The following is a 26,406-nucleotide window of genomic DNA, read 5'->3' as shown; positions in this document are numbered from 1 at the left end:
CCGCAGCCGCGGCGCGGTCACCGGCGCGGCGGCGTTGCCGCTGTCCGTCACCACCGTGCCGGGGCGCCGCTACGCGCTGAAGGCCCTGGTGCGCCGCAGCGCCGGCAGCCTTACCCTCACCGCCAACGGCACGCCCCTGGGCGCCGCCGTGGCGGCCTCCGGGCGGGTGGTGCTGCCCTTTGTGGCCACGGACACCAGCACCGCCCTGGCGGCCGTTCCTGGCCCTGGCTGGAGCGGCGCGGTGGAGGCGGTGCAGGTGGTGGAATGGCTCGGCCGCTTTGCCGACCTGGCGCAGTTCGCTCTCGACAACGCCACCAGCCTGGAGGCGGGCGACTTCCTGGCGGCCGACCTCACAGCGCTGAACGACCTGGCGCCGCAGGCCCTCAGCCTGTGGTTCGATGGCAGCAGCGAGATCACGGCACGCCAGGCGGTCGACCAGCTCGCCATCGGCATTGGCGCCTGGTGGGGCTTCGATCCGTTGGGGCGGATCCGCATGGGCCGCTTCGATGCGCCGGCGGCCGTGCCGGACTTCACCTTCACCGAGCGCGACCTGCTCCGCCTGGAGCCGCGGCAGGTGGATCGCCGTCTGAAGACCCTGACGGTCGGCTATGGCCGGCGCTGGCGGGTGCTGAGCGAAAGCGAGATTGCCGGCCTGATCACCGGCGACGCCCGCGCCGCCAAGCGCACCGACTGGCGCACCGTCGAGCACGCCGATCCGGTGGTGGCCCAGGCCTCCCTGTTGGCGCGCGAGGAGCGGGTGGACCTGCCGCTCGACAGCGAGCCGGAAGCCCGCGCGGAAGCCCAGCGCCGGGTGGCGCTGCATGGCCCCCGGCGGGCCGCCTTTGACGCGGTGGTGCCCTTCACCGCCGGCCTGCGCGTCGGCCTCACCGTGCGCCTGCAGGACCGCCGCTACGGCCTCAGCAACGGCCGCAACTTCGTGGTGATGGAACTCTCCTCGGACACGGCAGGGGAGGAACACACCCTCAGCCTTTGGGGATAGCATGGCCAATATCTCGCTGCTGTGGCGCAAGGCCACGGACGCCGGCACGGTGTCGGGCGGCGCCTGGCGCCCGACCCTGCCGTTGCAGAACCTGCAGACGCAGGATCCGCAGCAGGTCGCGCGCTCCACCAGCACCGCCGAGGCCAGCACCTGGCTGCGGGTGGATTGTGGCACCGGCGCCCCGGTGCCGGTGTCGCAGTTCGTGCTGCTCAACCACAACCTCACCACCGCCGGCCGGGTGCGCTTTGTGCTCAGCAACGCGGCCGATGGCAGCGCGCCCCTCTACGACAGTGGCTGGCTGCCGGCCTGGGAGCCCACGGTGGTCTGGGGTTCGCTCCCCTGGGGCGCCTTTCCCTGGAACGGCGTCGATACCCGCGCCTATCCGGCCGGCGCCGCGCTGATGCACCAGGTGCGCACCGGCACGCCCTATGTGGCGCGCTACGTGCTGGTCTACCTCTCCGACCCGTCCAATCCCGCCGGCTACCTGCAGGCGGGCCGCCTGATGGCCGGCTGGTCCTGGTCGCCCGCCATCAATGCCGCCTGGGGCGCCAGCCTCCGCTGGGTCGATCCCTCCGCCGTGAAGCGCACGCGTGGCGGCCGCCGCATTGTCAGCCGCCAGCCGAAATACCGCAGCTTCGAGATGGAATTCGCCGCTCTCAGCGAAGGCGAGGCGCTCGGCACCGCCGAGGCCATCAGCCGCGAGCTGGGCAAGGACGGCGATTTCTTTCTCTGCATGGATCCCAAGGACAGCGCCACCAACCGCTTTCGCCGCTCGATCTACGCCAACCTCACCGACACCACCCCCATCGTCGCCGCCGCCATGGACTGCTGGACCTGGCGCCTGTCGGCCGAGGAGATCATCTGATGCCCTTTCCGGTCACCGTGAACGGCCGCACCTGGACCCAGGAAGACTTCAATCCCTGGGCCTATGCCAACAACTTTCCGGATCTGATCCGCGACACCGCCGAAGTGGGCGGCCGCGCCGACATCGCGCGGCAGCAGGTCGAGGCGATCTATGCCGCGCTGCTGTCGCAGACCTACCCGGTGGTGGCGGTGACCGGCCCGCTGTCGCTCAGCCACGCCGCGCACAACGGCCGCATCCTGCAGGTCAGCGGCGATGGCGCCATTGTGGCGCCCTGGCCAGCGCTAGGCGCGGGCTTTTCCTGCCTAATCCTCAATCTGCGCCCGCTGGCGCTGCCCATCACCGCCAGCGGCACCGAGCTGCGCCATCCGGACGGGCACAACAAGGTGCGCGTGAATGGCATGGCGGCGCTGATCGGCATCGATGCCGGCCCGGCGCAGCTGCAACTGCTCGGCCAGACGGAGGCCTGAGATGCCGCGCCTTCTGGGCCTGCTGCCGGCGCTGCTCGGCATACGGCCGGCTGAGGACGCGGCCTTGGGCCTGCGCAGCGATTTCGCCCGCACCGACCCGCCCAGCGGCGCGGCCCTGCTGTCGGGCTTTCCCCGCCACCTGCACCTCGCCGGCACGCCGCGCATCGTCACGCTGCACCAGGCCCGGCCGCTGGTGGAAGGCGCCATCCTGGCAACGCGCTGCCACTTCACCACCGGCACGGCCTATCTGATTCGGGAGTCTTTCTGATGCCGAACGCCACGGCCTATCTCCTCGGCGATCTCTACAGCGCCTCGCGCGCCAGCATGCGCACGATCATCAACGCGCTGGGCCAATACGAGGAGATTGCCTCCAACACCCTCGGCCTGACCTTCGATCAGGCCACCCTGGCGCCGCGCGGCCTGGTGATGGAGGACCTGGCCACCAACCGCGTGCGCAACCCGCGCGCCGAAGGCGCCAAGGTGGGGCTGGTCGGCAGCGGCAATCCGGGCGCCTTTCCGACCTTCTGGAGCGATACCGCGACCGCCACCAACATCACCCGCAGCATCGTCGGCAGCGGCAAGTCGGGCGGCGTCGACTATGTCGATATCCAGATCGCCTCCACCGGTGCCGGCGCCGGCAACTACAACCTGGTCTTCGACAGCAGCGCGCAATATCCGGTGGCGCTGGGCGACAGCTTCGCCTGCTCGGCCTTTCTGCAGCTGCTGTCGGGCGCCTTGCCGGTGGGCGGCGGCCCCGCAGTGCTTCGCATCGCCGAATACAATGCCGGCGGCACCTTCCGGAGGTCGACCGATCTGCCAGTCTCGCCTACGGCTGCGCCACTGCACCTGCAGCGCTACACCATCGCGGGCAGCGTCCAAGCAAGCTTGACCGCCTTCATCAATCCGATGCTCACCATCACCCCGGGGGCCGGCGAAGTCTTCTCCTGCGTGATCCGCGTCGGCTGGCCGCAGCTGGAAGGTGGCCTGCCCTCCTCGCCGATCCTGCCGCCGGTCGGATCGCCGGGCCAGGCCACCCGCTTTACCGATGTGGTGACCCTCAATTTGGCCAAGGTGGGCTTCGCCAACATGGCCGGCAGCTTTGTGCTGACCGGCACCATGGAATCCCTGCCCTCCGGCAATGCCAGCCGCGGCGTCCTGCGCTTTGACGACAGCACCGGCGACAACCTGGTCTCGATGAACGTCAACAGCTCCGGCCGCATGTCGGCCCGCTGCATCGTGGCTGGCGTCGAGACCATCGCCACGGTCGGCATCATCGTCCCCGGCGTCGAGTTCACCGTCCGGTTCAGCTGGGCGGCGGGCGTGATGCGCACCTCGCTGAACGGGGCGCCCACCGTGGAGACCGCTGTGGCCGGCTATCCGCTGGGCCTCAATCGCGGCCGCATCGGCACCTGGTCGACGTCCGGCGCCAACAGCCTGGTGGGCGTAATCCGGCGCTTTGACATCATCCCGCGCCTCGCCAGCGCGGCCGAGCTGCCGACCCTGGCGGCATGAGGTGAGCATGACCCAACTTCTCTGCGCCTTCCCCGACCGTGCCACCTTTCTCGCCGCCTGCCCGCCCGCCTGGCTGGTCGACGGCGAGGTGCAGCCGCCGCCCGAGCAGGCCTGCCTAGTGGTGCATGGCCGCCTCTATGACGAGGCCGAAGCCGGCGGCGCACCCGTGGCCCGGCCCGGCTATCACGTCCTGGCGCTGTTCCCCGGCGCCCCGCTGCCGGCCTTCGCGGCGGCGGCCGTGCCGCGCCAGCCGGGCGATCCGATCATCCCGACCCAGGAGCCGCCCCCTGTGATCCTGCCGCCGGCCGCGGTGCCGGCCGAGATCAGCCGCGCCCAGGCCCGCATCGTCATGGCGACGCATATCCTGGACAACGGCCGGTCGCTCCTGAGCGCCACCCGTGACCTGCTGGCGCAGCAGCTGGAGGCCACTGCCGGTCTGCCGGATGCCGATCCGCAGCGGATCGCGGCGGTGCAGGCCAGCGAGTGGTGGTCGGCCGCCGCCAGCTATCGGCGCGACCACCCGGTGCTGCTGCAGGTCGCCGAACGGCTGGGCGTCACGCCGATTGAGACCGACGCGCTGTTCCGCGCCGCCGCCCTGATCGCCGCCTGAGCGCGGCCTGCGAGGCTCCCATGCCGATGTTCGACCCCCCTCCCGCCCTGGATGACCTGCTGATGGCCATCACCGCGGCGGCCGCCGGCCGCTTCACCCTGATGCTGCGCGCTGCCCGCCGGGGCCTGACCCTGCACTTCATCCTCTGGACCCTCTTCTGGGAGGTGCCGGTCACCGCTGCCCTCGGCCTGATGGGCTGGGGCCTCGCCGACTGGCTCAGCCTGCAAGGTGGCGGCGCCGTGGTGCTGATCGCCCTGCTCGGCCGCTACGGACCCGAGCGGCTGGAGCCGCTGCTGGAGACGCTGGTGCCGCAGCTCCGCCGCACCAAGCCCTAAGCCGTTCGCCTCCGCGCGAACGCGCCCTTCCCGCGCCGGCCGGGTCACGCCGCGCAATCCACGCACAACCTGGAGACTATCATGCTGCAGCAAGTGGCCGCGCGGCTGCGCGAGCGCTCGACCTGGGCTGGCATCGCCCTGCTCCTTTCCCTCTTCGGCATCAAGATCGCACCCGACGCCTGGTCCAGCATCGTCGATGTTGGCGTGGCCGCCGGCGGCGCCGCCGCCATTCTCTTCCCGGAGCGTCAGCAGTGAGCGCGCTGGGCGCGCTGCTGGAGCGCGAAGAGGGACTGCGCCTGGCGGTTTATGACGATGCCACCGGCAAGCCGCTGCTGCCGGGCATGACCGTGGTGGGGCATCCCACCATCGGCATCGGCCGCTGCCTCGACCGCAAGGGCATCACCGAGGCCGAGGCCCGCGTCCTGCTGGAGAACGACCTGGCCGAGGTGCGGGCTCAGGTGGCGCAGGCCCTGCCCTGGTCCACCCGCCTCAGCGAGGCGCGCCAGGTGGTGCTGCAGGCCATGGCCTTCCAGATGGGCATGGCCGGCCTGCTGGGCTTCAAGGGCACCCTGGCGGCCGTCCAGCGCGGCGACTTCGCGGCGGCCGCGCAGGGTATGCTCAATTCACTCTGGGCGCGCCAGACGCCAGCCCGTGCCGGCCGCATGGCCGAGATGATGCGCAAGGGCTGAAAGCCCTTGCTAATTTCCAGGCCGGCGACGGTGGCCGGCAAAGTCTATTTCAACAATCTCACCAGCAGACGTTGTGCTTGCAGGTTGCCGAGCTCCGGTCGGCGCAAGTTGAATGACCTCGCCGGTTGAGAACCAATCCGAATCAAGTCCGATCAGCGTGGCGACATCATGGCCTGGCACAGTGAAGTCACTCGCTAACAAGTCTGCCTTCGACCGAGTTCGGCTATCGACGATGAGAGTTAGCGCCTTCGCAAGCAGCTTAGGCTGAAATAGGGGTACAGACCGATCCATCGGCTCTTCCCGATTCCACCCTTTAGCGCTGTAGTACTTATAAAGCTGCGTTGCCTCATCATTGACAATCAGATTTAGATCTCTGCAGCGGCGGATCATCGCCTTAACGGACACCCGCCAGCGGTCCTTAAGCATCAGGAGCCCATTCAGCGTGGGCGTCCTTGCCGCTAGTGCAAAGCTGTCGGCAGGCATCAAGAACGCACTTGCCAATCTAAACGCCTGAGCTTCGATAAGATCAAAATCCTCGCGTAGCTGTGCCTCGCTTACATGCCGGTGTAGGAGCGCATGTGCCATCTCATGGGCTGTATCCATCTGCCTGCGAAAGAACGACATCTTGTCTTCAGCCAACAGAAGGTAAGGGCGCCCGTCCAATACCGACCAGTTGCACAATCCATCGAGAGCCGTGGTTCCCATCTCATCACGGCCCACAACGAAGCCTGCGCGCTCCACAACCTCAATGACATTGCCGATAGGCTGATTGCCTAGCTTCCAATGCGCCCTAAGATCTGACGCAATGCCCTCAATGTCCTCATCGCGCAGAGTTCGGTAGTCGACAGCTTGCAGATGAGGAGGAAGATCCACTGGCGGCAGACTGACGTAGTGCTGCACTACCTGAGAAATCTCCTGTAGCCACCGCAGCCGGGCGCGCTGCCGGGCTAGGTCTCGCTTTCGGGCACTCGCTAACGAACGCAGGAATGCAGGCGCATTTCCATGCTGGAAGTGCGGGCGAAAGAAGTAGCTGGGCCTAACGTTAAGGGCCCTTGCGAGTTCCAGCACCTTGTCCGCACTTGGTTCAGACAAGCCGGCTTCCCACCGGGATACAGCGCTTGTATCCACTCCGACGAGCGAAGCCATAGACGTCAGAGTTGGAATTCCCCTGGCATCTCTCGCTTCCCGCAGACGGGTTGCAATGAACTTGGCCTTAGCCTTGGTCTTGAGCTCCTGCATCTAAGCTCCACCCCAGCAAGAAATCAGGCGCCGGTTCCTAATGTATGCAACACTTGCGAGCAAGAAGGCGGCCAAAAATCAGCCGGAGCCTTTCTGGGTGTCACCTTCATCACCTTGGCCTTCGCCATGTTCGCCACCAGTGAAGGGCTGAACCTTGCCACGCAGCTTGATGCCCATATTCGGTGCTGCTTGCTGATCAGGAACGCTCTCAGCGTTGACCTCTCCGTAGCCTGCCAAGAACGTGTCGGCGTCTTCATATAAAGAGAAGCCGCTGAAATCTGACATCAGAACCGCAATGTCGATTGCCTCGTAGGCACCGATGTCTTGAGGATCTCGTCTTGTCAGAAGCAGAACGAAGCAGCGCTTCTCCGGCGGAAGACCAATGTCGAGCTTTCCTTGTGGGTCAAAGGCGGCATTAAGTTGTGCCGCGTTCTTCCGCGTGGCGTTTGGTGTGGGCAGATCGCGTCTGCAGTTTATCGTAGCTCGTGCCACATACACTGGACCATACACGGCGACCGCCTGGTGCACGGTGATATTAGTACCAGGCAGGACATGGTCTGCTATCGCTCCTCCATGCCCTGGCACATAGGAACGGAAAAGCTGCTCATATGCCTCGTGGGCAGCGTACCCGGCTACTCTGAGAGCCCCCTTGCCCTGAAAGCCACCATCTTCAGACAGCCTACCGCCCTTCCGACGTGCAGCTCTCAGCATCTGCAGGTCGTCTGCGAGTTGGTCTCGGGTCACATGCTGCCTGATGAATGCACGGATAGCCGATTGCTGCACAACAACACCCAATGCGGTTTGCGTGTGATAGGATTTATACCTCAATTTCTTGCGTGACAAGCCCCAGCCCACGCTCGAAGGCATTTTTCGGCTCTAGGTAGCAAGGGGGTGGCAGTAACCTTAGAACGCCTCCACCCGCAGGATCTCTTCCAGCCGGGTGGTGTAGCGCGGCGACACTCGTTGCGCCTTAGTCGCCCAGCTGCGGGCGAGGCCGGTACTGGCTACTAACAAGGTGCCGCGCCCGTGCCGGGCATTGATCGCATCCATCACCGCCATGGTTCTGGCCGAAGCCTGCGGGCTGCGCGTCGCGAAGAGCCGCGCCTGTTCCCCGGCCGGCACCAGGTCGTTGAGGATGACGCCCGCCTTGGCGTAGCGGAAGCCATCGCGCCACAGCGGCGTCAGCAGCCGCACTGCCTCAGTGATCAGCGCGCGCGTGTCGCTGGTGGGCTCGATGCGCGCAGCGCGGCTGCCGGAATGCCACGGGTCGCCATTGTGCGGATTGGTGTGCAGGAAGACGCTGAGGTGGCAGGCTTCCAGCCGCTCCGCCCGCAGCTTCTCGGCCGCCCGGGCGGCATAGGCCGCCACAGCCTCGCGCATGTCCTGCCAGGTGGTCACCGGCCGGCTGAAGGCGCGGGTGCAGGCCAGCCCCTTGCGGGTGGCCGCCAGCATCTGCAGCGGCAGGCAGGAGACGCCGCGCAGCTCCGCCTGCACCCGCGCGCCCACCACCGTCAGCCGGTCACGCACCGCCCGCGCATCGAGCGCCAGAAAGTCGGCGATGGTCTCTACCCCGCCGGCTTTCAGCTTCTCGGTGGTGCGGCGGCCGATGCCCCAGACCTCATCTACCGGCAGGCGGGCATACCACTCCGCCCGCACCGCCGGGTCGCGCAGGTCGCAGAGCCCGCCCAGTTCGGCATGGTCTTTGGCTATGCCATTGGCCAGCTTGGCGATGGTCTTGGTTGGACCCCAGCCGACGCAGGTGGGGATCTTCGCCACCTGCCGCACCTCGCGCCGCAGCTCGGCGCAGAAGGCATGCAGCTCCACCGGCAGATCGAGATCCAGGAACATCTCGTCGATGGAGTAGGGCTCGACGCGCGGCACCCGCTCAGCGAGGACCTGGTACACGCGCCGGCTCATGTCGCCATAGAGCGCGTAGTTGGAGGAGAGCCACTCGACGCCGAGCAGTTCGCGGCGGCCGCGCACCAGGTGCCAGGGATCGCCCATCTTGATGCCCAGCGCCTTGGCTTCCGGCGTGCGGGCGATGGCGCAGCCATCGTTGTTCGACAGCACCACCACCGGCTTGCTGCGCAAGATGGGCGCGAAGGCGCGCTCGGCCGAGCAGTAGAAGCTGTTGCCGTCGATCAGGCCATAGACGGCCGGCATCTCACACTCGCTCGCGCACCAGCGCCGCGACGATGGCCCAGATCTCGGCCTCCTCGCTGAGCAGCAACGGCGGCCGCTCGGCGCGGCCGGAGCGCAGCCACCACTGGCCATCGCGCCAGGCCAGCTGCGCCAGCAGCACCTCGCCGCCCAGCATCACGATGGCTACCCGGCCGGCGCGCGGCTCGGCCGAGGAATCCACGATCAGGATATCGTCCGGCAGGATGCCGCGGCGGGCCAGCGCCTCGCCGAACACCCGCACCGCGAAGCGACCCGGCCGGCGCAGATCCAGCACCTGGCTGAGATCGAGCGGCCCATCCATGTGATCGGCCGCCGGGCTGACAAAGCCGGTCGTCTCGGCCCCGGTATAGACCGGCGGCTCGTCAGGCTGATCGGGGTAACGCGGGGGTGCCATGATCAGGCACGCGCGACACCGGGGGCGCGCGGCAGCGGTGTCATAGCGCACTGGCCGCCCGGCCGAAGGCATCGCGCGCCGCCATCATGGCGCCGACCATGCGCTGCACATGGCGCGCCGAGACCTTGTCGTCGCTGTCGATCTCGCTGGCCTGTTCCTCCGCCGCCTCGACGCCGGCGGCAAGCTGCTCGCGCACCTCGTCCAGCACCTCGCGCAGCTCTTCCGGCTCCATGCTGCCGCGCAGGCCCTGGATGACCGCCTCCGCCTCGCGCTGCAGGCGGCCAGCGTCATAACCCCGCCCCACCAGATCGGCGATGCGGCCGAGCGCCGCCTTGTGGGGATCGGCGGGACGCCGAGGACCGGGGGATGGTCGGGGCTTCTTGCTCATCGGAGCCTCATGCAGAGAGCGGCCAGGGTCCGGGGGAACCTCAGCCTTGGGGGTTTCTCTACGCTATCACCGTGAACACAACAAGAACAGGCCCGGTTGCAGCACAATCGGGTCTTGGACGAACTCGCGCCTTCGGGCACGATCCGCCGCAGCTCTACCCACCAGGGGAGCGCGGGGGCCAGGGTGCTACCAACACCCGAGCCGTGCAGCTGTCACTGCACACGGATAAACCGCCCCGCCTACTTCCGGCCAGAAGCGGGGCCATGTTGAAGACCCGCATCCATGATGTCCACTACCCTCCTGCCGGCGTCGCCGGCGGCGACGCCGGCCCCTTACCTGGGCGGCAAGCGCAACCTCGCGCGGCGCATCGTCTCGCGCCTGCAGGCCATCGACCACACCACCTATGTCGAGCCCTTCATCGGCATGGGCGGCATCTTCCTGCGCCGTCCGTTCCGGGCGCGCTGCGAGGTGATCAACGACATCAGCACGGATGTCGCCAACCTCTTCCGCATCCTGCAGCGCCACTACGTGCCGCTGATGGACATGCTGCGCTGGCAGCTCACCTCGCGCGCTGAGTTCGAACGGCTGCTGGCGGCCAATGCCGACACGCTGACCGACCTGGAGCGCGCGGCGCGGTTTCTCTACCTGCAGCGCACCGCCTTTGGCGGCAAGATCAGCGGCCGCAACTTCGGCGTCGCGCCGGGCGTCTCCGCGCGCTTCGACGTGACGAAGTTAGGAGCCACACTCGAAGAGATCCACGAACGCCTCGCCGGCGTGGTGATCGAGCGCCTGCCCTTCGCGCATCTGATCGCGCGCTATGACCGGCCGGACACGCTGTTCTATCTCGACCCGCCCTATTGGGGTTGCGAGAAGGACTATGGCCCGGGCGTCTTCGACCGGGCCGATTTCGAGCGCCTGGCGGAGCAGCTCGCGGGCATCAAGGGGCGCTTCCTGCTCAGCCTGAACGACACGCCGGGCGTGCGCCAGGTCTTCAGCCGCTTCACCATCGAGGCGGTGGAAACCACCTATGGCATCAGTGGCAAGCAGCAGAAGGCCGGCGAGGTGCTAATTTCGTAGTGATGGCTTGCAAGACGGGTCAGGCTGCAGATTCTGGTGGCATATTGCACCATGCTTCTACGCCAATCTTTGCAGACCAATCGAGCAACAACGCGATAGCAGGAACAAGCGCACTAGCAGCAAAGCCGACATAAGGTGCGATAGCTGCGGCAATTGCAGCCACAGCTGTATACTTACCCGCTTTCACGTATCCAACTAAGCTCTGCCGGAGTTCAGTGTACTTTTCATCTCCGCAGATCACTTTGGCTAGTTCGCTCTGAACACTTTGAAGGTAAGCGCGAGACCTCTCTCCCGCTCCAAACCCTGCAGTGAACTCTGCGCCATTTGTCGAAAGCCAAAATTCAGCGGCTTCATCTTCTTTCATGCCTGTGCTGAGAACTTCCTCAATTGTCTCCCGATGGTAAGACCCAAGGGACGACACCCAGCCGCCTGAAGCCACGGCGTCCTTGACGCACCTGCTCACGCCATCATCCTCCGGATGTACTCCGCTGAAATTGCATGTGTCGTTTGATGAAGAGTATCAGGGTCGATAGTGCCAATTATCATGCGCGGTGTGTTGGGGGCGTAGCTACCTATCACCATCGCAGAGATTATCTCGGCACCATTGTTTCGCGCAAACACTGGACTTCCTGATTGGCCAGGTCGTGTTTGGATATTGAGCACCAAGTGCTTAGTCTTGATAGGACCTGACCCAATCAAAATCCTTGCACCGACAGTCGATGACTGCTGTGTCAGAACCAAACGTCCATAATCAGCATGTGGGTATCCTACCGTATAGATAGGAGTTCCCGGAAGGACATCGTCGCTTGATCCTATTGAATAGCGTATATCATAATCTATACCTGCCACCTCCAAGATTGCGATATCTCGGACGGGATCCACCTCTACTAGCTTTGCCTCAAGAAGATGCCGGCCAGTGTTAGTTGTGTCTTGGTAACCATCATTAGGATCATCCGCAGAGAACGCCACGCACAATCCCTCATCCCTCCTCTGCACGACATGTGCGGCCGTGGCATATCGGTTTCTGCTAATGGCAAATGCTGTACCAAGAGCATCGTAAGTGCCGCCGGGTGAGACCCGAACGACCGGTACCACCGGCCCTACTCGACGTACCTGCATCTGTTATCCTCAAAGACAATCTTGCTTTTTGGCCTGTTTCAGGCGGTCTCGCGCTCACGCTGCATCTTGTCGCGCGCCGCCTGTGCCAGATAGCCGGAGCGGGTGAAGCCATTGCGCTCTGCTGCTCGGTCTACCGAGGCCACCAAGTCGGCCGGCAGCGAGATGGTTAATCGCACTGGCTTGCGCTCTACTTCCACCGGCAGCAACGTTTCGCGGTAGCTGGCGCCTTCTGCGGTGATGTCCTCCGCCAGCCAGTCGGGCAGCGGCGCGCCCAACTCGCTGGGCTCCGGCAGCGCCTCGCCGTCGCGCAGCATGCTTTCGACATGCAGGCTCAGCGCCTCGCGGCCCATGTTGGCCGCGTCCTGGATGTCGTCTCCCTGGCTGATGCAGCCGGGCAGGTCGGGAAAGGCCACGCTGACAGCATCTTCACTATCGATCAGCACGGCCCGGTAGAACCGGATCGCCATATCTTTTGCTCCTTAGTGTGGCCCTGGGCTTGGCCAGGGAACGCGCCGAGAGGTGCTCGGCTGAAGGGCTGTCAGCCCGGCCTCAATCTGAGGCCGGACTGACGTTCGATCAGCCGCAAAGTCATGGGGCTGATATCCTTTCCACCATGGACCGGGACGGTGACTTTGCCCGACTTAGTGGGGTGGATCAGGTGGAGGTGGGAACCTTTCTGGGAGTCCTCGCACCACCCATCCGCCTTCAGCTTTTGCAGCACCTCTCTTGCTCTCATGCATACTTTTTACGTATTTTCCCTGGCCCCGTCAACAAAAAAAGTACGTACTTTTTGCACGTATGGGTGTACGTTAGAAACGATAAACCCCCATTATCGTGTCTCGTCCTGCTCCCCTCCTGGCTTGCCACCTTCGGCTGCTTCGAGACGCATCCTGATTGCATAGCGAGCATCGATAAGCGCCACGTCTTCGGCTTCGTGCGCTGTTGGCTCAGGCTCCTCGATCTTGCCCTTCTCGTTCAGGGTGGCAACTTCCCAGTGCGCCTCCCAACGCTTTGGGCCGCGCTGTTCAGTGCGGATGGAGATCTGGTGGCCAGCGTAGTGATGATCGGCGGTTGTGACGCTGGGTGGCTTTTTCATGGTGGTTCTCCTTGTTGAAACCGCCTCTACCCTGCCGTCACGACGCTTCGAATCGGTACATCTCGGCCGGGAGCAGCCCCCATTTCGCGGCTAGCGTCTGACGCTCGGCCTCTGGCAGGGCACTCCCCTGCCCCTCCCGTTTTCCTTCCTGAGCTTTCTTTTTCACTGGAGAGACTTCGGCTGACCGAGCTTCGGTATCGCTTCCGGCCCACTGCTCCGGCGAAGCGAAGAGATACGCCGAGGTCCACTGGCACCAGCGGCCGGCGACCACCAGGCCACGCCGCACATGGCCCATGATGCCGGCGGCCTCGATGCGGCTCAGGGCGAGCTGCACGGTGGAGCGGGCGCAGCCGGACCAGGCCGCCAGTTGGCTGATGGAGGGATCACAGACCCCGTGTCGCGACGGGCCGCGGTAGAGCAGCGTCCACAGCACCAGGATGCCGGTGCGGCGCAGAGCACCGCCGTGCATTCCTGGCTGGTGGCTGCGGCGCTCCAGGCGACGGGCGGCCTCCATGATGCGGCGCCGATCGGCATCGCCGAGGCGCTGGCGCTGCCAAGCGGCAACGCGCACGGACCCGGCACGCGCCGGACGTGGTCGTGAGATCGGCACGGCCGATCCTCCTGCGGTTGGCCCGAGGACCAGCCGGCATGCCTCTCCCGTTCACGCAAAATCCTCTTGCGCGACGGATTCGGCTGTGTAGGATCGGGAACACGAACACCATTCGGTTCCGATCCGCTCCGGCGGGTCCGACAAGCCCCGCGCCGGCAAGCGCGGGGTTTCGTCGTTCTAGGGCTATGCTTTGCTCAGGATTGAGCGGCTCTCCATTGACGTCCCGGCACAATGCCGGACTCCTGCCCAGCGTGCAACCAATCGGAAACAGGGCTTTATCACGACCGGCTCACCTGATTTTGCATATACATATGTATATCCATATGTGTAAATGTACATCTGCACATATGGATGGATGTCCACACACATGTACATCACGGTCGCGAGCTACAAAGGCGGCGTAGGCAAAACTACGACTGCCGTGCACCTGGCAGAGTACCTGCAGACGCTCGCCCCGACGCTGCTCATCGATGGCGACCCGAACCGCTCCAGCACCGCCTGGGCTAAGCGCGGCGGATTCGCATTCGAAGTCGTGCCGGTGGAAGCCGGCGCCTATAAGGCGCGCTCCTTCACCCATGTCGTCGTCGACACCGAAGCCCGCCCAGGCTCGGCTGACTTCGAGGCGTTGGCGCAAGGCTGCGATCTGCTGGTGATTCCTACCGTCCCGGCTACTCTGGAGACGGACGTGTTGGTGGATACCCTGCGCGCCGCCAAGGAGCTTGCTCCTGGCAAGCACCGGGTTCTGCTGGTCAAGGTGCCGCCGGCGCCGGAAACCGATGGCCAACAGCTGCGCCAAGTTCTCACCGCTCAGGGCATTCCAGTGTTCACCGGCCAGGTACCTCGCCTGAAGGTCTTCGAGCACGCGGCCAGCAACGGTGTCTCTGTCAGGGGGGTGCCGAAGGAGAAGGGTTCAACCCGTGCCTGGGAAGCCTATGAGGCTATCGGTAAGGAGTGCATCGCGTGACTAAGCGGTCCGCCAGCAAGTTCGATGCTATCTTCTCCAAGGAGCCCTTGGACGCGCCGCCGCCCATCGAGCGGGCGGAGAATCCCCCTCCCGCAGCTCCGGCGAGTGAGCCGCCGCCGGCGCCGCCAGCTTCAAGCGTGTCTCGGCCAGGGTCGATGAATTTCAAGCTCTCGGCCGCGCAAGCAGAGGCCTTGGCGCTGCATCGGTTCCGTACCGGTCGACAGAAGCAGGCCATCGTATCTGAAGCGTTGGATATGTGGTTGGCCAAGAACAAAAAGTTGGTGCAGTGATGGATGGATAGATGGATGTGCATATGTATATATGTACATCCATCTAACTTGGCTGCGGCGGATGAGCCGACACTGACGCGAAGCTCGTCGGTTGGGGCCGTATCTGGGCCTGGACGCTCTGTGCAAGCCAGAAGTCCCGGCCAGGTTCCGCCCGGCCGGGGAAAGGCTGGTTATGGCTGGGCGTGCCAATCCCGGTACATCTGGACCACATCTTCAGCCTGCTGCTGGGTGAGGTGGCTGCCGTTCTCTTCCGCCAGCTTAGCCAGCTGGGCGATGAGCAGAACAAGGGGGGAAGGGATCATAAAAATTCTCCTTTTCAGGGCCTTGAGCCCACCCCATTCCTGACGTCACGACCACCCTGAGCCTGCCTGAATTCTCTTCAGAGCCGCTTGATGTGCGGCATGATCCGTCAGCACCAGGCCCTCGCCAGGCAGGGCAATCTCAACATAAGGGCCAGCAGTCCGCACAGTGGCGCCAGCGCGCAGCAGTTGCGCCACACGCCGCACCGTTGGCGCCCAGGGCTCCTGCGGCCGGGGCGGGTCGTACTCCATGCCGTGCAGACGGTAGCCGTCCTGCATCAGCCCTCCTTTGCCTGTAGGGCCGCCGCCTGCTGCCGCAGCCATCCAGCGACGGCACGGATTCCGTCCCAGGTGGCGCGCTCGGCCTGCAGGCGGTCGCGGAAGGCGCCATAGTCGGCGCGCTGCTCCAGCTCGGCGGCCGCCAGCAGCAACAGTGCCGAAGGCGGGGCAGGGGGGAGATCAACCACGGCCTCGCCCGCCGAGCAGTCCTGCCGGGCCGGATTGGCCCACTCCCCAACCGACATGCGCCGCACGGCCCGCCTGGACACCGTGTGCGCGTGCGTCCTGGTAGCTGGCGCCCTGCCGCACCCCACGGTCACGGATGGTCACGGTGTCCATGCGCGCCACAGCTTGCCGGGCCACAGCAAGATCCTGGCGCTGCTCCTCCGCCTCCCGGCGGGCATGCTTCAGCGCCACCAGCTTCCCCCGCAGCCCATCCACAAAGCCGACCAGGAAATGATGCTCCGCCACCAGGCGGGCTGCCGGTCGGCGGCGCCGATAAGCCAAGGTTCCCTTGAAGTCGCCCAGCGCCCGCCGCGATGCGCCGATCACCACCGCATGCAGGTAGGCGGCCGCCTCCGGCCAGGGATCACGGCCGATATAGCGGATGCTGCTCCGCTCCCAGCCCTCCACCGTCAGCACCTCGCAATGGCAGACCCAGGCCACCACCACGAAGAGCGGCCGCAGCGCCGGTTGCGAGCGGAGCCCCAGCGCCACATCTTCCTGCGCGATCTCTTCATCGCCGGCGGCCAGGCCGTGCGTAGCCAATAGGTCCATGACCTTTGCGGCGGCCGCCAGGGCTTCGGCTTCTGTGCAGCCGTTCTCGACGGTACGGGCCCGCAGCGCGCGGATGCGTGCCTTGACGCTGTCCATATCAGCCATGTGTCGCCGCCTTGATGATGCCCTGGATGGTCAGGATCAGGATGATGCCTATGCCGGCGCCGCAGGTGAGGCCGAAGCCGATCCACCACATCGTCAGTGCCAAGTGGTGAGGATTCGCGCCCATGGCGTCAGCCAGCCAAGTGCGCGGGATCAGCATCACGTCGCCATTATGCTGAGCGATCCGCACCTCTTCGGTGCGCACATGCACATCATTGCCAGTGATATCGTGCGCTGAGAAGCGATGCTCAGCCACGACGATTCACCGCCCTCATGCTGCGCACTCTGTTGGCAGCGGCCATGGCTACCTTTGCTTTGCTTCGTGCACTGGAGAGCTGCGCAGCCTGGCGCAACAGGCGCTTGCGCTCCTCGCTTCCGGCCGGCGCGCGGTCGGCCTGCTCGTACAGACGCGCCACATCTTCTGCGAACCCGGGCGAGCGCTTCATCGCGCTGCCGCCCCCCGGAGCGGCACATAGAAGGTGCGCGGTAACAGGCCCAGCGCCGCGGCGATGTTGGGCGCAACTGTGTCCCGCCGCTGAGTGACAGCGTCACCCACCTGACCCTTCGACAGGTGCCGCTTACGCGCAAAGCTGCTGATGCCGCCGGCGTCGCTGATGGCCTTGTTCAGCAGGTGCCGCACCGCTGCATCATCGTGGAGCGGTTCGAGCGTCATAGTCTGCGCGAAGGATGCCCCGAAGCCAGGAAGACCATCGCCCCCAGGCACGAGCCGGAAGCCTGTTCGCAGCCGCGCGAACACCTCCGGAGCCACCGGCACCTGGTCGTCTCCAATCAACCAATCACCGCCCGCACAGCGGGACAGGCACTGCCCCGCCAGCAGGCGCAGCGCTAGCTCGCGCGTGGTGGTGACGCGAGCCGTGCGCGAGATCGCGTCAGGCATGCTGCTCTCCCCGTGCCTGAGCTACTGCGCGATGCTGTGCCAGCGTGCGCTGGGCATTGGCTGCCCAGGCGGCCAGAGCGGCATGGTCCTGGCCGGGGCCGGCCACCACCTGGCCGGCGGCGGTCGCCGCGAGCATCTGCGTCAGCAGCTGGTAGACCTCCAGCATGCAAGCCACCGGCGGATGCACAGGCAGAGCCGGAGTGCCCGGCTCCGGGATCTCGCGGAGGTATCCGGCGGCGCGCAGCGCGCCGACGATCCAGCGGATGGCTTGATGCAGCGTCAGGCCGGTGTAGGCGCCGCCCTGCTGCAGCGTCCATCCGGCCATCAGGTCGGCCAAGACGATGGCGGCACCATCGGTCACATCCTCGACGTCCCGGCTGCCCGGGCCGACCGAGCGTGGCATTGCCGGGACGGGTAGCGCGTTCACCGGCAGGGCGGTTTCCTGCACCGGCGCGGGATCGATCGAGGCCGAGCGTACAGCCAACGGGGGCACCAAGCGGCGCGCGGGCCGCTCGGCTTTCGGAGGCGAAAACCCGAACAGGTCGCCACTCATTGCTGCTGGCCCGGCAGCGGCACCGGCAGGCCGGCGTTGTGGCAAAGCACATCCGCCGCGGCCGCCCAATCGGCGCTGTCACGCGCCAGGGGCAGCAGGCCCGCACGCGCCCAGGGCATCGCCTGCAACAGGCGCGTCAGACGGGGGTACTCATGCAGCCCCGGCGGATCGATGCGCATCCCGGGTAGGCGCTCATCCAGCGCGGTCAGCAGCAGCACCTTGGCGGGCTCGCAGCTGTCGGGCCCGAGCAGCCATAGCAGCGCCTCGCGGTAGCAGGTCTGGTCGGCCATAGTATCCAGCACGCCGGCAGCGGTGATGAGAGGCGGGAAGGGGGGAAGGCGGGCATTCATGCGGCTTCGGCGCCTTCCACGCCGCGCAGGACGCTGCCGAGATCGACGGCGGATCCGCGCATGTCTCAGACCTCCGGCCAGATGGCAGTGAAGGTGGCGCGCTGGCGGGCTTCCTGGGCAAACCAATTCGCTTCGGCCTGGTGCTGAGCGCTCATGATGTCATCGCCGGCCGCACGGGCGTCCCAGGCGAGAGCAGCATTCTGTGCCGCCATTTCCAAGAAATAGAGATGGCTGCGGGCGGCGCTGGCGAAGGGCTTTTTCTCACGCTCCTGGCGGCGCCGGGCGGCTTCGCGTCGCGCGGCCTCAGCCATGATCTGCGCCCGAGTGCTGCGGACGAGCCGGATGGTGCTCCGGGTCTGCTGGCGCCAGCGCTGCGTCATACCGGCGGCGGCAAGGCTCAGGAAGGAGAACAGGGAAGGATGGGCTTCGGTCGCACGCGGCCGGGCAACCGGAGAAACGCTGATCGAGACTGCCATTTGGGCCTCCTCACACGGGGTGTGGGAGGATTGTGGGATTTTCCCACATAACGGTCAATGAAAAAGGTGGGAAAATCCCACCAAGAAAACTTTTCGACCAGATGCCTACGAAGAATGAGCCTTCCGCCGCAGCAAAGTCAGCAGTGCCCGCTGCTCTTCCGAATCCATGGCGCGCCACAACGCCAGGACCTCATCTTCCTGCGCTCCCAGATCAGATCCATGGTTCCGGTGATCAACCGCATCAGCCCCTTTGGGAGACAGCGGGAAAAAAGTGTCGATGGGAACTCGAAAATACACTGCCATTGCCTCCAGTAGTTGCCGGCCTGCCGCATCGGAACCGTTTTCCACCTTGCTGAGGTGAGATCGGGAGATGCCCAACTCAGCCGCTAATTCCGCTTGCTTAAGTCCGCGCTTTCGACGCAATGTTCTCACGATGTTCTGGTTTTGCATAGCTGAAATTGTGGGCGAAACCCACCGAACGTGGGCGGGTTTTCCCCACATTATGGATTGACTGGAATGTGGGAATTTCCCACTCTGCTGCACATGATCGAATCGCCCATCCTTGATGACGCGGCCCTCGCCACAGCCACAGCCGCCATCGACACCACGATTGCAGTGGCTGGCGGCGTGACGAAGCTCGCCAAGGAGCTGAGGCTTCATCATTCTTCGATCCTGGGCTGGCGGAAGATTGGCCGTGTTCCCGCAGAGCGCGTGGCTGAAATGTCGCGCATCAGCGGCCTACCAAAGGGGGCTTTCAGGCCTGACCTTTGGCCCGACCAAGTTCTCTGTTCTGCTCGGGAGCCGGCCTGATGCTCGGTTTTTCGCTACCGTGCAGGCCCCCGAAGCAATGTCTTCATCTCCAGCAGTTGCTCGATGGCGAATGCGCCGCCGAAGCCGCCGATCATGATCAGCGCGCCAAAGCCGACAGAGAGAACCGCGGGGATACCCAGCAGCCCCAGAGATCCGAACATCAGCAACAGGCCGTATCCGGTCATGAGCATGCCTCCGAGGCCAATGATGTTCAGTAAGCGCACCATCAATCGATTCTCCATGGGTTCGGTCGCACATCCCGTGGTGAAGCCGGCGGCTCGGTGCGGCAACGCGCCGGCCGCCGTGCGTCGATAGGCCGCGGCTGAAACCATGCCGCCTGCCTTTCTCCCCCCCCGTCAGGACCTGCGCCCGCGCATTTACGCAGAGCGCAATCAGCGTTTCCGCAGGAGGAAATAGGCCGCGCGCCTGACAGCCCCGCGCCCATCCAGGCCGGTCTGCCCCGCGCGCGCATCGCCAACCGCTTTCGCTGTGCCTGAAGGCATTGCTACCGCGCAGCGCGCGTAAGTGGCGAGCCCTCGACTTGACCCCACAAGCCAGGAACCCGCCGGCCCATGCCGAGCGGTCAAGAGGACCACCATGCCTGCCGCCGGCCATCTCACGTCCAGCCCATTCCATGGGGCTCAGCTACCCAAAGGGCAGGGCGGTGTAACCTGGAGCGTGTCCATATGACCCGCAATTCACGTTCAGCGGCGAATGCCGCGTTGAAGAGCCTGACGCGGGTGCTGATTGAGCAGGTTGGCGGGATCGATGCGGCCGTGGCGGTGCTGAATGCTGGCGGCACGCGCGGGGTACGCCGCAGCCAGGTCAGCAACTACTACAACCCGCATTGCAACCAGTTCCTGCCGGTGGACCTGCTGGCTCGGCTGGAAGAGGTGGCCGACGAGCCGGTGATCACCACGGAACTGGCGCGACGCGCCGGCCAGGTGATGACCCGGCCAGCGGGGATCCCCAGCGACTGCCTGCTGCAGGATCTGGCCGAGTTGCAGGCCGAGGCTGGCGACGTCGCCCGCGCGGTCGCCGATGGCATGCGCGACGGCCATCTGTGCGACGAGGACCTGGCGCGGCTGGAGCGGGAAGCAATGCAGCTGCACGGTCGGGCCTGTGAGGCCCTGGCGACGCTGCGGGCGCTCCGCAGCCCAGGCAGCGTAGTGGTCATGGAGACCCGCCGGCTTCGGCCCTGGCAAGTCGTGGGCGCCGCCATCAGCAACGTCTTCCAGCGCGCGAGGCCCCGGCCGTGACGTGCTTTCCCGAGTTCTCGCCCCCGAACCCCCTTCGTGTGGGCGAGGGGCGACCCGCCGCCGTGACATCCCCTGCGCGTCCCCAGGGTGGCGGCGGGCGCCTGTTCTTCACCTTCTCCTACGTCCAGCGTTCGCGCCTGAGCGAACGCGCACAGTCTGCTGGATCCCGGCTATGAGCATCGACTGCATGAATTGGGTGAAGACCCTTAGCCCCAAGTTCATCAAGTCTGGCCCTCGGCAGATCCTGAAGGAGCTGGCCGACTTCGCGGACGAAAAAGACGAGTGCTACCCGGGCGTGGAGCTGCTCTACGAAGTCACCAGCCAGAGCATCCGCACGGTGCAGAGCAACCTGCGCATCCTGGAGCAGATGGGGCTGATCACGACGCTGCCACGGCACAACGACTCCTCGCGCTACCGGATCAACCGCCATTTGCAGTTTCCGACGCGCGCGCTCCGCAAACGGGGTGCGAAATCTGCACCCGGCCGCCACAGGCGGGAGAAAGCTCCGGAAGTTTCCTCTCAGTTGCTAGAAGGTTCGGAAGAGGCTGTTGCCGATACCGTAACGGGTGCGAAATCCGCACCCCCACCCCTGGTGGGCGCAGATTCTGCGGGGGGTGCAGATTCTGTGTCTCCTGGGGTGCAGAATTTGCAGCCTCGGGGTGCGAAATCTGCACCCAAACCACCAGAGAACCACCAAAGAACCACCAGGGGGGAGGGCGCGCAGGCGCGCGAGACCCCCCGCCCCCTGGCAGCGGATTGGCAGCCATCGGAGGCGGATGCGGCCTACGCTGCGCGCCTCGGCCTGGATCCGGCCGCTGTGGCCGACCGCTTCCGCAAGCACTTCCTGGCCAGCGGCAAGCCATTGGCCGACGTCTCCGCCCGCTGGCAGCTGTGGTGCGACGAGAACGCCGAGCGGGCCGGGCTGGCGGCGCCTGCCCAGGCATCGACCGCGGTGTCGCAGGCCGCCGCGCCGGCCGAGCCCGTGGCACCGGCCTGCAGCGATGCTGGCCTGGAAGCCGCCTGGTGCGGGGTGCATGGAGCGCTGCGGCAGCAGGTCGAGGTGGCCGAGTACCGCGCCTGGCTGAGCCGCTTGGTGCTGCTGGGGGTCGAGGAGGGCTATGCGCTGATCGCCGCACCAGGGCGCTTCCATCGCGACCACGTCTCCGGTCGCTTCAAGCCGCAGATCGAGGTGGCCTGCCGCGCGCTGCTGCCGGAGTGCCGGGGCGTGGTGCTACAGGTGGCCGAAGCGGCCCGGCAGTGCGCCTGATGGAGGCGTCTGGCGTCTCAGGTGACGGGAATTTTTCCGGCGCAATCAACCTGGGGCTGAATTTTTCTTCACACGGTTGTGAGCATCTTCTACTTTCGCCGGGCGCCGAAGGGGGCTCCGGCGCGGGGGCAGACATGACGGCCGTCGCCGTTGCGAAGATCGAGAACACCGGGGCTGCCGCAGCGGGCGCCCCTTCGTCCACCACGCTGACACTGCCGGCTGGCCGCCAGCCCCGAAAGCAGAAACGCGGCCAGGTGCTGCGGCTGGATAACCAGCCAAAGGCCCATGTCACCTCCGATGCGGAGGCGGCCGAGGCCAAGCGCGCGGCGGCCCAGCGGCGCGAATGGGAATCCCGGGAACGGGCGCGGGTTTACCTGCGCCAGTGGCATTCCGGCGACGCAGGCGCCGATGGCGCCGCCATGCTGGCCCGACCCCACAAGGACATCCCGCTGGCCTTCCTCTCGCCCGAGGCAGTGGAAGCCTCGCTGACGCGCCAGTTCTGCGACAACCACCTGATCGACCGGATGTGGGATTCCGGCCAGCTGAACGACTGGCAGTATGCCGCAGCCAACCGGCTGCTGCTCCTGTGCGGCGATGCGGGGCTGCTGCCCTCCTCGTCCTCCCCCTACGGTCGCGTGGGGCCAGGGCAGGACATGAGCGATGCCATGGCGGCAGCTCGCGCGCGGTGGAACCAGCTGATGGGCATGATTGGTCGGCCCGGCGACGAGCTGCTGACCAGTCTGTGCCATGAGCAGCTGACGATCCGAGGGCAGGCCGCCCGCGTCGAAGCGCTGAAGAACGGGCTGCGGTTCCTGGCTAAGACCTGGGGCATCGAGATCGCTTGACGCGCCGCGGTCGAAAAAGGTAGGGAGCATCCAGCGCCATAATTGCGCCCGGAGCCTGACGGTTCCGGGCGCTTTGCGTTTCAGGCCCCTGACAGCGCCCGGCGCCTACCTGGAAAACCGAAATGCCCCCTTCCACCGACGCGCCGCAGTGCGCGTTCGGGGGCGCGCGACCCTTTGCCTCCGCAGACGAAGCCTGGTTCTGGTTCATGCGCGCGCTGAAGGCGCAGCGCCGTGGATCTTGGAACCCGCTCAGCGTCGAGGCGGTCGCGCGCCCCTGTGAGCCGGACGATGTGCTGCGATGCCTCGACCAGCTCTACCGCCGCCGCCAGCTCACCCGGGAGGACGTCTTGTTTCTCCGCCTATGGGGCGAGAACCAGGTGGCGCCAGATCCGCAGATCTACCCCAGCGCCGCGCGCGTCTGGCGCGAGTTGATGGTGCTGCTGACCTGGCCGCTGCAGCGCGCCGGCGTGGTGAGCACCTGGCACCATCAGCCCGCGGCGGTGTCGGCATGAGCTTGGAATGCACCTGCCCGGCGGCCCGCGGCCTACAGGGCCGGATCTGCGGCGTGAATCATCCCGACTGCACCGCGCTGCAAGGGCTGAGCACCGCCGACCTCGTCGTGACGCCGACCGCGCCGCCGACCTTCTGGGGCATGGACTTTGGGCACGACGATGAGCCGCCGGCTGTACCAACGGCCGCAACGACCGTTGGCACCTGAAACGCCCTGCCAGTTCAACCGATCGGAGTTAAAGCCTGCAGCTGCGTCACACGCTGTTTGAAAAAGGCGCGGGCCTCAACCGCGTCCTGGAACTGCCAGACCTGATCTGTGCGCGTAGGGTCGCGGATCTGCCAGATATTCATCTCATCCCCGGCAGGGCTGATCAGACTGAACAGCGCCACGCCGGCTTCGGCCAGGCGCAACTGCCACCGGTGCATGCAAGATCCCCTTCGCTTTCGCTGCCGCAGATGGAGCAGATTGCGCATTCCGCCAGGGCGGCCGCGAGCAGAAAAGCATTGAGCTAGAGCTTAACCTTACCAGCAGTATGCAGGGCGTCCAAGGCAGCGGCGTTCTGAAGGTCACGCCATGCACGAATCTCTTGCATGCGCAGCTGTGCCAGGTGCTCCGGATCGGCGCCTTCCGGGTGAGCTGCGACGGCCTCTCGGATGGCGTGACGTGCCATCTCCCAGGCTGCCAGCAACTCGCTCAACCTAACAGCACCTTCTCCGGCCGCTGTTTGAGGGTGAGGCAGATTCAGCGGATCTTCGTCTTCCATGCAGGGCCGATGTAAACACGGTCGGAGCCATTCCGGCCGGCGGCGGCGCATATGAGGTGACGCGGCCGTCATGCCAGTTGGGGAGCATCTGCAATTACGGCATGCCTGGCACACTCTGGTCCACCGATTCTTTAGCGGCCGCCCCTCTTCCTTTTGGACGAAGGCCTCCTAGCAGCTGGCATGGTTCGTCTGATGGTCCTCTGGCAATGACACAGGAGACCGTTCGGCGATAGCCAGTCGCAAGCCAGGACGATTGAGGACCTCAGCCAGGGCCGTTGCCTTGCTGATATGCGCACCCGGGGGGAGGCTGATCGAGACCGTCAAGCCACCCTGGTCGAACTCGGTTAGCCCGATGCTCTCCCTCAGCACCAAGGTCACCAATACAGGGCCTTCATCCTGGCTTTCCTGAACCGTCGCTCGGTAGGTCACTTGGTGCAGTGTCGGCATCAGATTCGTCCAGAAAACGTAGCTAAATCATTGAAGAGCCGACCCAACATTTCGTCAAACGTCCGTTTCGTAGTGTTCACCCCCTCCGACCCATAATCGGGATCCAGAATGGCCCGCAAAACCCCGCTGAAGAGGCTGGGAGGCGGGGACGGCGTTCCGGGGTTCATCGCCTACTACCGCGTATCCACCGACAAGCAGGGCGCCAGCGGCCTCGGATTAGAGGCCCAGCAAGAGGCGGTTGAGCGCCATGTGCGCGCCGCCGGCGGCCGCATCCTGGACGTGTTCCGGGAGGTGGAGAGCGGCAAGAAGAATGACCGCCCCGAGATCGCGGCGGCCATTGCCGCCTGCCGGTCGCGCCGCGCCACGCTGGTGATCGCCAAGCTGGACCGGCTGGCCCGTAACGTCGCCTTCGTCTCCAACCTGATGGAAGCCGGCATCGAGTTCGTCGCCTGTGACAACCCGCATGCCAGCCGCCTCACCATCCACATCCTGGCCGCCGTCGCCGAGCATGAGCGCGAGATGATCTCGGCGCGCACCAAGGCCGCCCTGCAGGCGGCCAAGGCGCGCGGCGTGAAGCTCGGCAATCCGAAGCTCCGCGCCGGCGACGGCGCCGCCGTCAGCCAGGCCACCCAGATCCGCATCGCCAAGGCCGCGCAGCACGCCCGCGATGTGCTGCCCGCCATCCTGGCGGCGCAGAAGGCTGGCTGCGCCAACCATTCGCAGATCGCCGAGGCGCTCACCGCGCGCGGCATCCGCACACCTGCAGGCGGTGACGTCTGGCACCCCGTGCAGGTGGCTCGCATCCTGAAGAGGACCTCCGCCTGATGGCCACTCCCGCACGGTCGCGCGCGACCAAGACTGCCGCCGCCGCGCCGGCCGCACCCGCCGGCACCAACCACCCGGTGATCAAGGACAAGGCGCTGATCAAGGCCGCCGAGACCTACGCCACCAACAAGGCCGAGATCTCCCGCATGGAAGCGGAGAACGACGACCTGAAGCCGAGGCTGCTCGCCGCCATGGGTGGCGCACCAACGGCGTATGCCGGCAGCCGCGTCCTGACGCAGAGCGACGTCGAGACGATCAAGCCGACCCCGAACCAGGTCATCACCAAGGAGATGGTCGGCCAGGTCATCCCAGGGAAGAAGGGGCGCAAGGGCTACACCCAGCTGTCGGTGCAGTGAGCGCGCCGGCTGAGCGCCCGGTCGCGCTGCTGGCTTCGCGCAGCCTCAACATCGCGCACCGCCACGTCATCAATGACTTCGGCTGGCAGCCCATCGCGCCGCAGCGCTACCTGACGCCGGACGGCGAAGAGGTGCGGGTGGTGGCCGACCGCTCTTGCGGCTTCATCGGCTATCCGCAGGGCACGCCGGTCTATCTGCTGCCGTGCTGGTCCTACCGGGACGACTGGCGGCAGATCGATGAGCGGATCCAGGCGGGCCGCCTGGTGCGCAAGCCGCTGCCGAAGCCGATCATCCGCTGATGGCGCAGCCAGCCCGCCGGCGCAGCAAGCTGACCATGGCGGCGCCGCGCGTCGGCACGCTGGACCTGCGCAGTGCCAGGCCCGCCCCGAAGGTGGTGATGCCGTTCTACAGCAGCCCTGAGTGGCGGGCGCTGATGGCCAGCATCATCAAGGTGCGCGGCCGCCGCTGTGAAGCCTGCGGCCGCACCGGCACCCGCATCTACGGCGACCACATCGTGGAGCTGAAGGACGGCGGCGCGCCGCTCGATCCGAGCAACATCCAATGCCTCTGCGGCTCCTGCCACACGGCCAAGACAGCCCGTGCCAGGGCCGCCAGGACGGCTGCCCAGCACCTGCCTTCCTCCCCCTAGCCCCTGCGCCCTGGCCGCGTCCCAGCAGCCTCCTGGCGGCCCCCTACCGCCCGGCACCGCCAAGGGGTTGGGGGGGTAGGGGGGGTCCGATCCCTGGCGGGGGG

44 protein-coding genes are annotated in these 26,406 nt (G+C 66.1%); 21 read left to right on the top strand and 23 right to left on the bottom strand.

Annotated features, from left to right (window positions below; genetic code table 11):
* The 9 genes from IBL25_RS12940 to IBL25_RS12900 form a co-directional block, all read left to right on the top strand.
* On the top strand, positions 1-1,000 hold a 1,000-nt coding region (locus IBL25_RS12940; protein ID WP_187778965.1), incomplete at its 5' end, for a hypothetical protein.
* Position 1,001: 1 nt separating this feature from the next.
* Positions 1,002-1,865, top strand: coding sequence for a hypothetical protein (locus IBL25_RS12935; RefSeq protein WP_187778964.1), 864 nt, complete (start codon positions 1,002-1,004; stop codon positions 1,863-1,865).
* Positions 1,865-2,332 carry a hypothetical protein gene (locus tag IBL25_RS12930; protein WP_187778963.1) on the top strand — a complete coding sequence of 156 codons (468 nt, stop codon included), beginning with the start codon at positions 1,865-1,867 and terminating at the stop codon, positions 2,330-2,332. Before IBL25_RS12935 ends, IBL25_RS12930 begins: the two co-directional genes overlap by 1 nt.
* Position 2,333: 1 nt before the next feature.
* Positions 2,334-2,600 carry a hypothetical protein gene (locus IBL25_RS12925; RefSeq protein WP_187778962.1) on the top strand — a complete coding sequence of 89 codons (267 nt, stop codon included), beginning with the start codon at positions 2,334-2,336 and terminating at the stop codon, positions 2,598-2,600.
* Entirely contained in the window at positions 2,600-3,844 is a 1,245-nt protein-coding gene (locus tag IBL25_RS12920; protein WP_187778961.1) for a hypothetical protein, read from the top strand. Before IBL25_RS12925 ends, IBL25_RS12920 begins: the two co-directional genes overlap by 1 nt.
* A 7-nt stretch (positions 3,845-3,851) precedes the next feature.
* The gene (locus IBL25_RS12915; protein ID WP_187778960.1) at positions 3,852-4,454 is read left to right on the top strand and encodes a hypothetical protein; all 603 of its coding nucleotides are present in this window, start codon (positions 3,852-3,854) and stop codon (positions 4,452-4,454) included.
* A 26-nt stretch (positions 4,455-4,480) separates the two neighbouring features.
* Complete coding sequence (locus IBL25_RS12910) at positions 4,481-4,789, top strand: phage holin family protein (RefSeq protein WP_187778959.1); 309 nt, start codon at positions 4,481-4,483, stop codon at positions 4,787-4,789.
* A gap of 81 nt (positions 4,790-4,870) precedes the next feature.
* Positions 4,871-5,044 (top strand): hypothetical protein, encoded by a 174-nt coding sequence (locus IBL25_RS12905; protein WP_187778958.1) that lies wholly within the window; start codon positions 4,871-4,873, stop codon positions 5,042-5,044.
* A complete protein-coding gene (locus tag IBL25_RS12900) occupies positions 5,041-5,478 on the top strand; it encodes a glycoside hydrolase family protein (RefSeq protein WP_239419144.1) in 438 nt (145 codons plus the stop codon). The genes IBL25_RS12905 and IBL25_RS12900 overlap by 4 nt, the downstream gene beginning before the upstream one ends.
* Positions 5,479-5,487: 9 nt before the next feature.
* Here the strand turns inward: IBL25_RS12900 and IBL25_RS12895 are convergent, their stop codons facing one another.
* The 5 genes from IBL25_RS12895 to IBL25_RS12875 all read right to left on the bottom strand — a co-directional run bounded on the left by IBL25_RS12895 (position 5,488) and on the right by IBL25_RS12875 (position 9,680).
* A complete protein-coding gene (locus IBL25_RS12895; RefSeq protein ID WP_187778957.1) occupies positions 5,488-6,717 on the bottom strand; it encodes a helix-turn-helix domain-containing protein in 1,230 nt (409 codons plus the stop codon).
* Between the two features lie 78 nt (positions 6,718-6,795).
* A complete protein-coding gene (locus IBL25_RS12890) occupies positions 6,796-7,560 on the bottom strand; it encodes a hypothetical protein (RefSeq protein WP_194433701.1) in 765 nt (254 codons plus the stop codon).
* A 60-nt stretch (positions 7,561-7,620) separates the two neighbouring features.
* The gene (locus IBL25_RS12885; RefSeq protein ID WP_187778955.1) at positions 7,621-8,880 is read right to left on the bottom strand and encodes a Y-family DNA polymerase; all 1,260 of its coding nucleotides are present in this window, start codon (positions 8,878-8,880) and stop codon (positions 7,621-7,623) included.
* 1 nt (position 8,881) lies between these two features.
* Positions 8,882-9,292 (bottom strand): LexA family protein, encoded by a 411-nt coding sequence (locus IBL25_RS12880; RefSeq protein ID WP_187778954.1) that lies wholly within the window; start codon positions 9,290-9,292, stop codon positions 8,882-8,884.
* Between the two features lie 40 nt (positions 9,293-9,332).
* A complete protein-coding gene (locus tag IBL25_RS12875; RefSeq protein WP_187778953.1) occupies positions 9,333-9,680 on the bottom strand; it encodes a hypothetical protein in 348 nt (115 codons plus the stop codon).
* Positions 9,681-9,962: 282 nt separating this feature from the next.
* Here IBL25_RS12875 and IBL25_RS12870 point away from each other — a divergent pair, with 282 nt between their 5' ends.
* Positions 9,963-10,757, top strand: a complete 795-nt coding sequence (locus tag IBL25_RS12870) for a DNA adenine methylase (protein ID WP_187778952.1) — start codon at positions 9,963-9,965, stop codon at positions 10,755-10,757.
* A 19-nt stretch (positions 10,758-10,776) separates the two neighbouring features.
* On the opposite strand, the gene IBL25_RS12865 is transcribed toward IBL25_RS12870, so the two are convergent.
* The 6 genes from IBL25_RS12865 to IBL25_RS12840 all read right to left on the bottom strand — a co-directional run bounded on the left by IBL25_RS12865 (position 10,777) and on the right by IBL25_RS12840 (position 13,486).
* A complete protein-coding gene (locus IBL25_RS12865; protein ID WP_187778951.1) occupies positions 10,777-11,121 on the bottom strand; it encodes a hypothetical protein in 345 nt (114 codons plus the stop codon).
* 95 nt (positions 11,122-11,216) lie between these two features.
* Positions 11,217-11,876, bottom strand: a complete 660-nt coding sequence (locus IBL25_RS27575; RefSeq protein WP_187778950.1) for a S1 family peptidase — start codon at positions 11,874-11,876, stop codon at positions 11,217-11,219.
* A gap of 38 nt (positions 11,877-11,914) precedes the next feature.
* Positions 11,915-12,343, bottom strand: coding sequence for a type II toxin-antitoxin system HicB family antitoxin (locus tag IBL25_RS12855; protein WP_187778949.1), 429 nt, complete (start codon positions 12,341-12,343; stop codon positions 11,915-11,917).
* Positions 12,344-12,414: 71 nt separating this feature from the next.
* Positions 12,415-12,612: a type II toxin-antitoxin system HicA family toxin gene (locus IBL25_RS12850; RefSeq protein ID WP_187778948.1), complete on the bottom strand. Its 198-nt coding sequence runs from the start codon at positions 12,610-12,612 to the stop codon at positions 12,415-12,417.
* 93 nt (positions 12,613-12,705) lie between these two features.
* The gene (locus tag IBL25_RS12845; protein WP_187778947.1) at positions 12,706-12,972 is read right to left on the bottom strand and encodes a hypothetical protein; all 267 of its coding nucleotides are present in this window, start codon (positions 12,970-12,972) and stop codon (positions 12,706-12,708) included.
* A 37-nt stretch (positions 12,973-13,009) separates the two neighbouring features.
* A complete protein-coding gene (locus IBL25_RS12840) occupies positions 13,010-13,486 on the bottom strand; it encodes a helix-turn-helix domain-containing protein (RefSeq protein WP_187778946.1) in 477 nt (158 codons plus the stop codon).
* Between the two features lie 463 nt (positions 13,487-13,949).
* Here IBL25_RS12840 and IBL25_RS12835 point away from each other — a divergent pair, with 463 nt between their 5' ends.
* Positions 13,950-14,546: a ParA family protein gene (locus tag IBL25_RS12835; protein ID WP_187778945.1), complete on the top strand. Its 597-nt coding sequence runs from the start codon at positions 13,950-13,952 to the stop codon at positions 14,544-14,546.
* A gap of 155 nt (positions 14,547-14,701) precedes the next feature.
* Positions 14,702-14,836, top strand: a complete 135-nt coding sequence (locus tag IBL25_RS27305; RefSeq protein WP_275295986.1) for a hypothetical protein — start codon at positions 14,702-14,704, stop codon at positions 14,834-14,836.
* Between the two features lie 170 nt (positions 14,837-15,006).
* Here the strand turns inward: IBL25_RS27305 and IBL25_RS27300 are convergent, their stop codons facing one another.
* From IBL25_RS27300 to IBL25_RS12775, 11 genes are all read right to left on the bottom strand, one after another.
* On the bottom strand, positions 15,007-15,138 hold the full coding sequence (locus IBL25_RS27300) for a hypothetical protein (protein ID WP_255722813.1): 132 nt from the start codon (positions 15,136-15,138) through the stop codon (positions 15,007-15,009).
* Between the two features lie 275 nt (positions 15,139-15,413).
* The gene (locus tag IBL25_RS12820) at positions 15,414-15,602 is read right to left on the bottom strand and encodes a hypothetical protein (RefSeq protein ID WP_187778942.1); all 189 of its coding nucleotides are present in this window, start codon (positions 15,600-15,602) and stop codon (positions 15,414-15,416) included.
* Positions 15,595-16,296, bottom strand: a complete 702-nt coding sequence (locus tag IBL25_RS12815) for a DUF7168 domain-containing protein (RefSeq protein WP_187778941.1) — start codon at positions 16,294-16,296, stop codon at positions 15,595-15,597. Before IBL25_RS12815 ends, IBL25_RS12820 begins: the two co-directional genes overlap by 8 nt.
* Entirely contained in the window at positions 16,289-16,549 is a 261-nt protein-coding gene (locus IBL25_RS12810) for a hypothetical protein (RefSeq protein ID WP_187778940.1), read from the bottom strand. The genes IBL25_RS12815 and IBL25_RS12810 overlap by 8 nt, the downstream gene beginning before the upstream one ends.
* A complete protein-coding gene (locus IBL25_RS12805; protein WP_187778939.1) occupies positions 16,542-16,739 on the bottom strand; it encodes a hypothetical protein in 198 nt (65 codons plus the stop codon). Before IBL25_RS12805 ends, IBL25_RS12810 begins: the two co-directional genes overlap by 8 nt.
* Positions 16,736-17,191: a hypothetical protein gene (locus IBL25_RS12800; RefSeq protein ID WP_187778938.1), complete on the bottom strand. Its 456-nt coding sequence runs from the start codon at positions 17,189-17,191 to the stop codon at positions 16,736-16,738. The genes IBL25_RS12805 and IBL25_RS12800 overlap by 4 nt, the downstream gene beginning before the upstream one ends.
* Positions 17,184-17,675, bottom strand: coding sequence for a hypothetical protein (locus IBL25_RS12795; protein ID WP_187778937.1), 492 nt, complete (start codon positions 17,673-17,675; stop codon positions 17,184-17,186). Before IBL25_RS12795 ends, IBL25_RS12800 begins: the two co-directional genes overlap by 8 nt.
* Positions 17,676-17,740: 65 nt before the next feature.
* Positions 17,741-18,094, bottom strand: a complete 354-nt coding sequence (locus IBL25_RS12790; protein ID WP_187778936.1) for a hypothetical protein — start codon at positions 18,092-18,094, stop codon at positions 17,741-17,743.
* A 65-nt stretch (positions 18,095-18,159) separates the two neighbouring features.
* On the bottom strand, positions 18,160-18,570 hold the full coding sequence (locus IBL25_RS12785) for a hypothetical protein (protein WP_187778935.1): 411 nt from the start codon (positions 18,568-18,570) through the stop codon (positions 18,160-18,162).
* A gap of 105 nt (positions 18,571-18,675) precedes the next feature.
* Positions 18,676-19,233, bottom strand: a complete 558-nt coding sequence (locus tag IBL25_RS12780; RefSeq protein WP_187778934.1) for a helix-turn-helix domain-containing protein — start codon at positions 19,231-19,233, stop codon at positions 18,676-18,678.
* Positions 19,234-19,394: 161 nt separating this feature from the next.
* Positions 19,395-19,712 (bottom strand): hypothetical protein, encoded by a 318-nt coding sequence (locus IBL25_RS12775; RefSeq protein ID WP_187778933.1) that lies wholly within the window; start codon positions 19,710-19,712, stop codon positions 19,395-19,397.
* A gap of 354 nt (positions 19,713-20,066) precedes the next feature.
* Between IBL25_RS12775 and IBL25_RS12770 the strand changes: the two genes are divergently transcribed.
* The 5 genes from IBL25_RS12770 to IBL25_RS12750 all read left to right on the top strand — a co-directional run bounded on the left by IBL25_RS12770 (position 20,067) and on the right by IBL25_RS12750 (position 23,469).
* On the top strand, positions 20,067-20,639 hold the full coding sequence (locus IBL25_RS12770; protein WP_187778932.1) for a phage regulatory CII family protein: 573 nt from the start codon (positions 20,067-20,069) through the stop codon (positions 20,637-20,639).
* Between the two features lie 172 nt (positions 20,640-20,811).
* The gene (locus IBL25_RS12765; protein ID WP_187778931.1) at positions 20,812-21,906 is read left to right on the top strand and encodes a helix-turn-helix domain-containing protein; all 1,095 of its coding nucleotides are present in this window, start codon (positions 20,812-20,814) and stop codon (positions 21,904-21,906) included.
* A 134-nt stretch (positions 21,907-22,040) separates the two neighbouring features.
* Positions 22,041-22,751, top strand: a complete 711-nt coding sequence (locus IBL25_RS12760; protein ID WP_187778930.1) for a hypothetical protein — start codon at positions 22,041-22,043, stop codon at positions 22,749-22,751.
* A gap of 122 nt (positions 22,752-22,873) precedes the next feature.
* Positions 22,874-23,263: a hypothetical protein gene (locus IBL25_RS12755; RefSeq protein ID WP_187778929.1), complete on the top strand. Its 390-nt coding sequence runs from the start codon at positions 22,874-22,876 to the stop codon at positions 23,261-23,263.
* A gap of 53 nt (positions 23,264-23,316) precedes the next feature.
* The gene (locus IBL25_RS12750; protein ID WP_187778928.1) at positions 23,317-23,469 is read left to right on the top strand and encodes a hypothetical protein; all 153 of its coding nucleotides are present in this window, start codon (positions 23,317-23,319) and stop codon (positions 23,467-23,469) included.
* A gap of 14 nt (positions 23,470-23,483) precedes the next feature.
* Here the strand turns inward: IBL25_RS12750 and IBL25_RS12745 are convergent, their stop codons facing one another.
* The gene (locus tag IBL25_RS12745) at positions 23,484-23,687 is read right to left on the bottom strand and encodes a hypothetical protein (protein WP_187778927.1); all 204 of its coding nucleotides are present in this window, start codon (positions 23,685-23,687) and stop codon (positions 23,484-23,486) included.
* An 893-nt stretch (positions 23,688-24,580) separates the two neighbouring features.
* Here IBL25_RS12745 and IBL25_RS12735 point away from each other — a divergent pair.
* The 4 genes from IBL25_RS12735 to IBL25_RS12720 are packed head-to-tail and all read left to right on the top strand — an operon-like array spanning position 24,581 to position 26,302.
* Positions 24,581-25,297: a recombinase family protein gene (locus IBL25_RS12735; RefSeq protein WP_187778925.1), complete on the top strand. Its 717-nt coding sequence runs from the start codon at positions 24,581-24,583 to the stop codon at positions 25,295-25,297.
* Entirely contained in the window at positions 25,297-25,653 is a 357-nt protein-coding gene (locus tag IBL25_RS12730) for a hypothetical protein (protein ID WP_187778924.1), read from the top strand. The genes IBL25_RS12735 and IBL25_RS12730 overlap by 1 nt, the downstream gene beginning before the upstream one ends.
* On the top strand, positions 25,650-25,952 hold the full coding sequence (locus IBL25_RS12725; protein WP_187778923.1) for a hypothetical protein: 303 nt from the start codon (positions 25,650-25,652) through the stop codon (positions 25,950-25,952). Before IBL25_RS12730 ends, IBL25_RS12725 begins: the two co-directional genes overlap by 4 nt.
* Entirely contained in the window at positions 25,952-26,302 is a 351-nt protein-coding gene (locus tag IBL25_RS12720; RefSeq protein ID WP_187778922.1) for an HNH endonuclease signature motif containing protein, read from the top strand. The genes IBL25_RS12725 and IBL25_RS12720 overlap by 1 nt, the downstream gene beginning before the upstream one ends.
* Positions 26,303-26,406 lie beyond the last annotated feature (104 nt).

It is taken from the genome of Pseudoroseomonas ludipueritiae, assembly GCF_014490445.1.
GTDB lineage: Bacteria > Pseudomonadota > Alphaproteobacteria > Acetobacterales > Acetobacteraceae > Pseudoroseomonas > Pseudoroseomonas ludipueritiae.
This window is presented reverse-complemented; position numbering and strand designations above follow the sequence as displayed.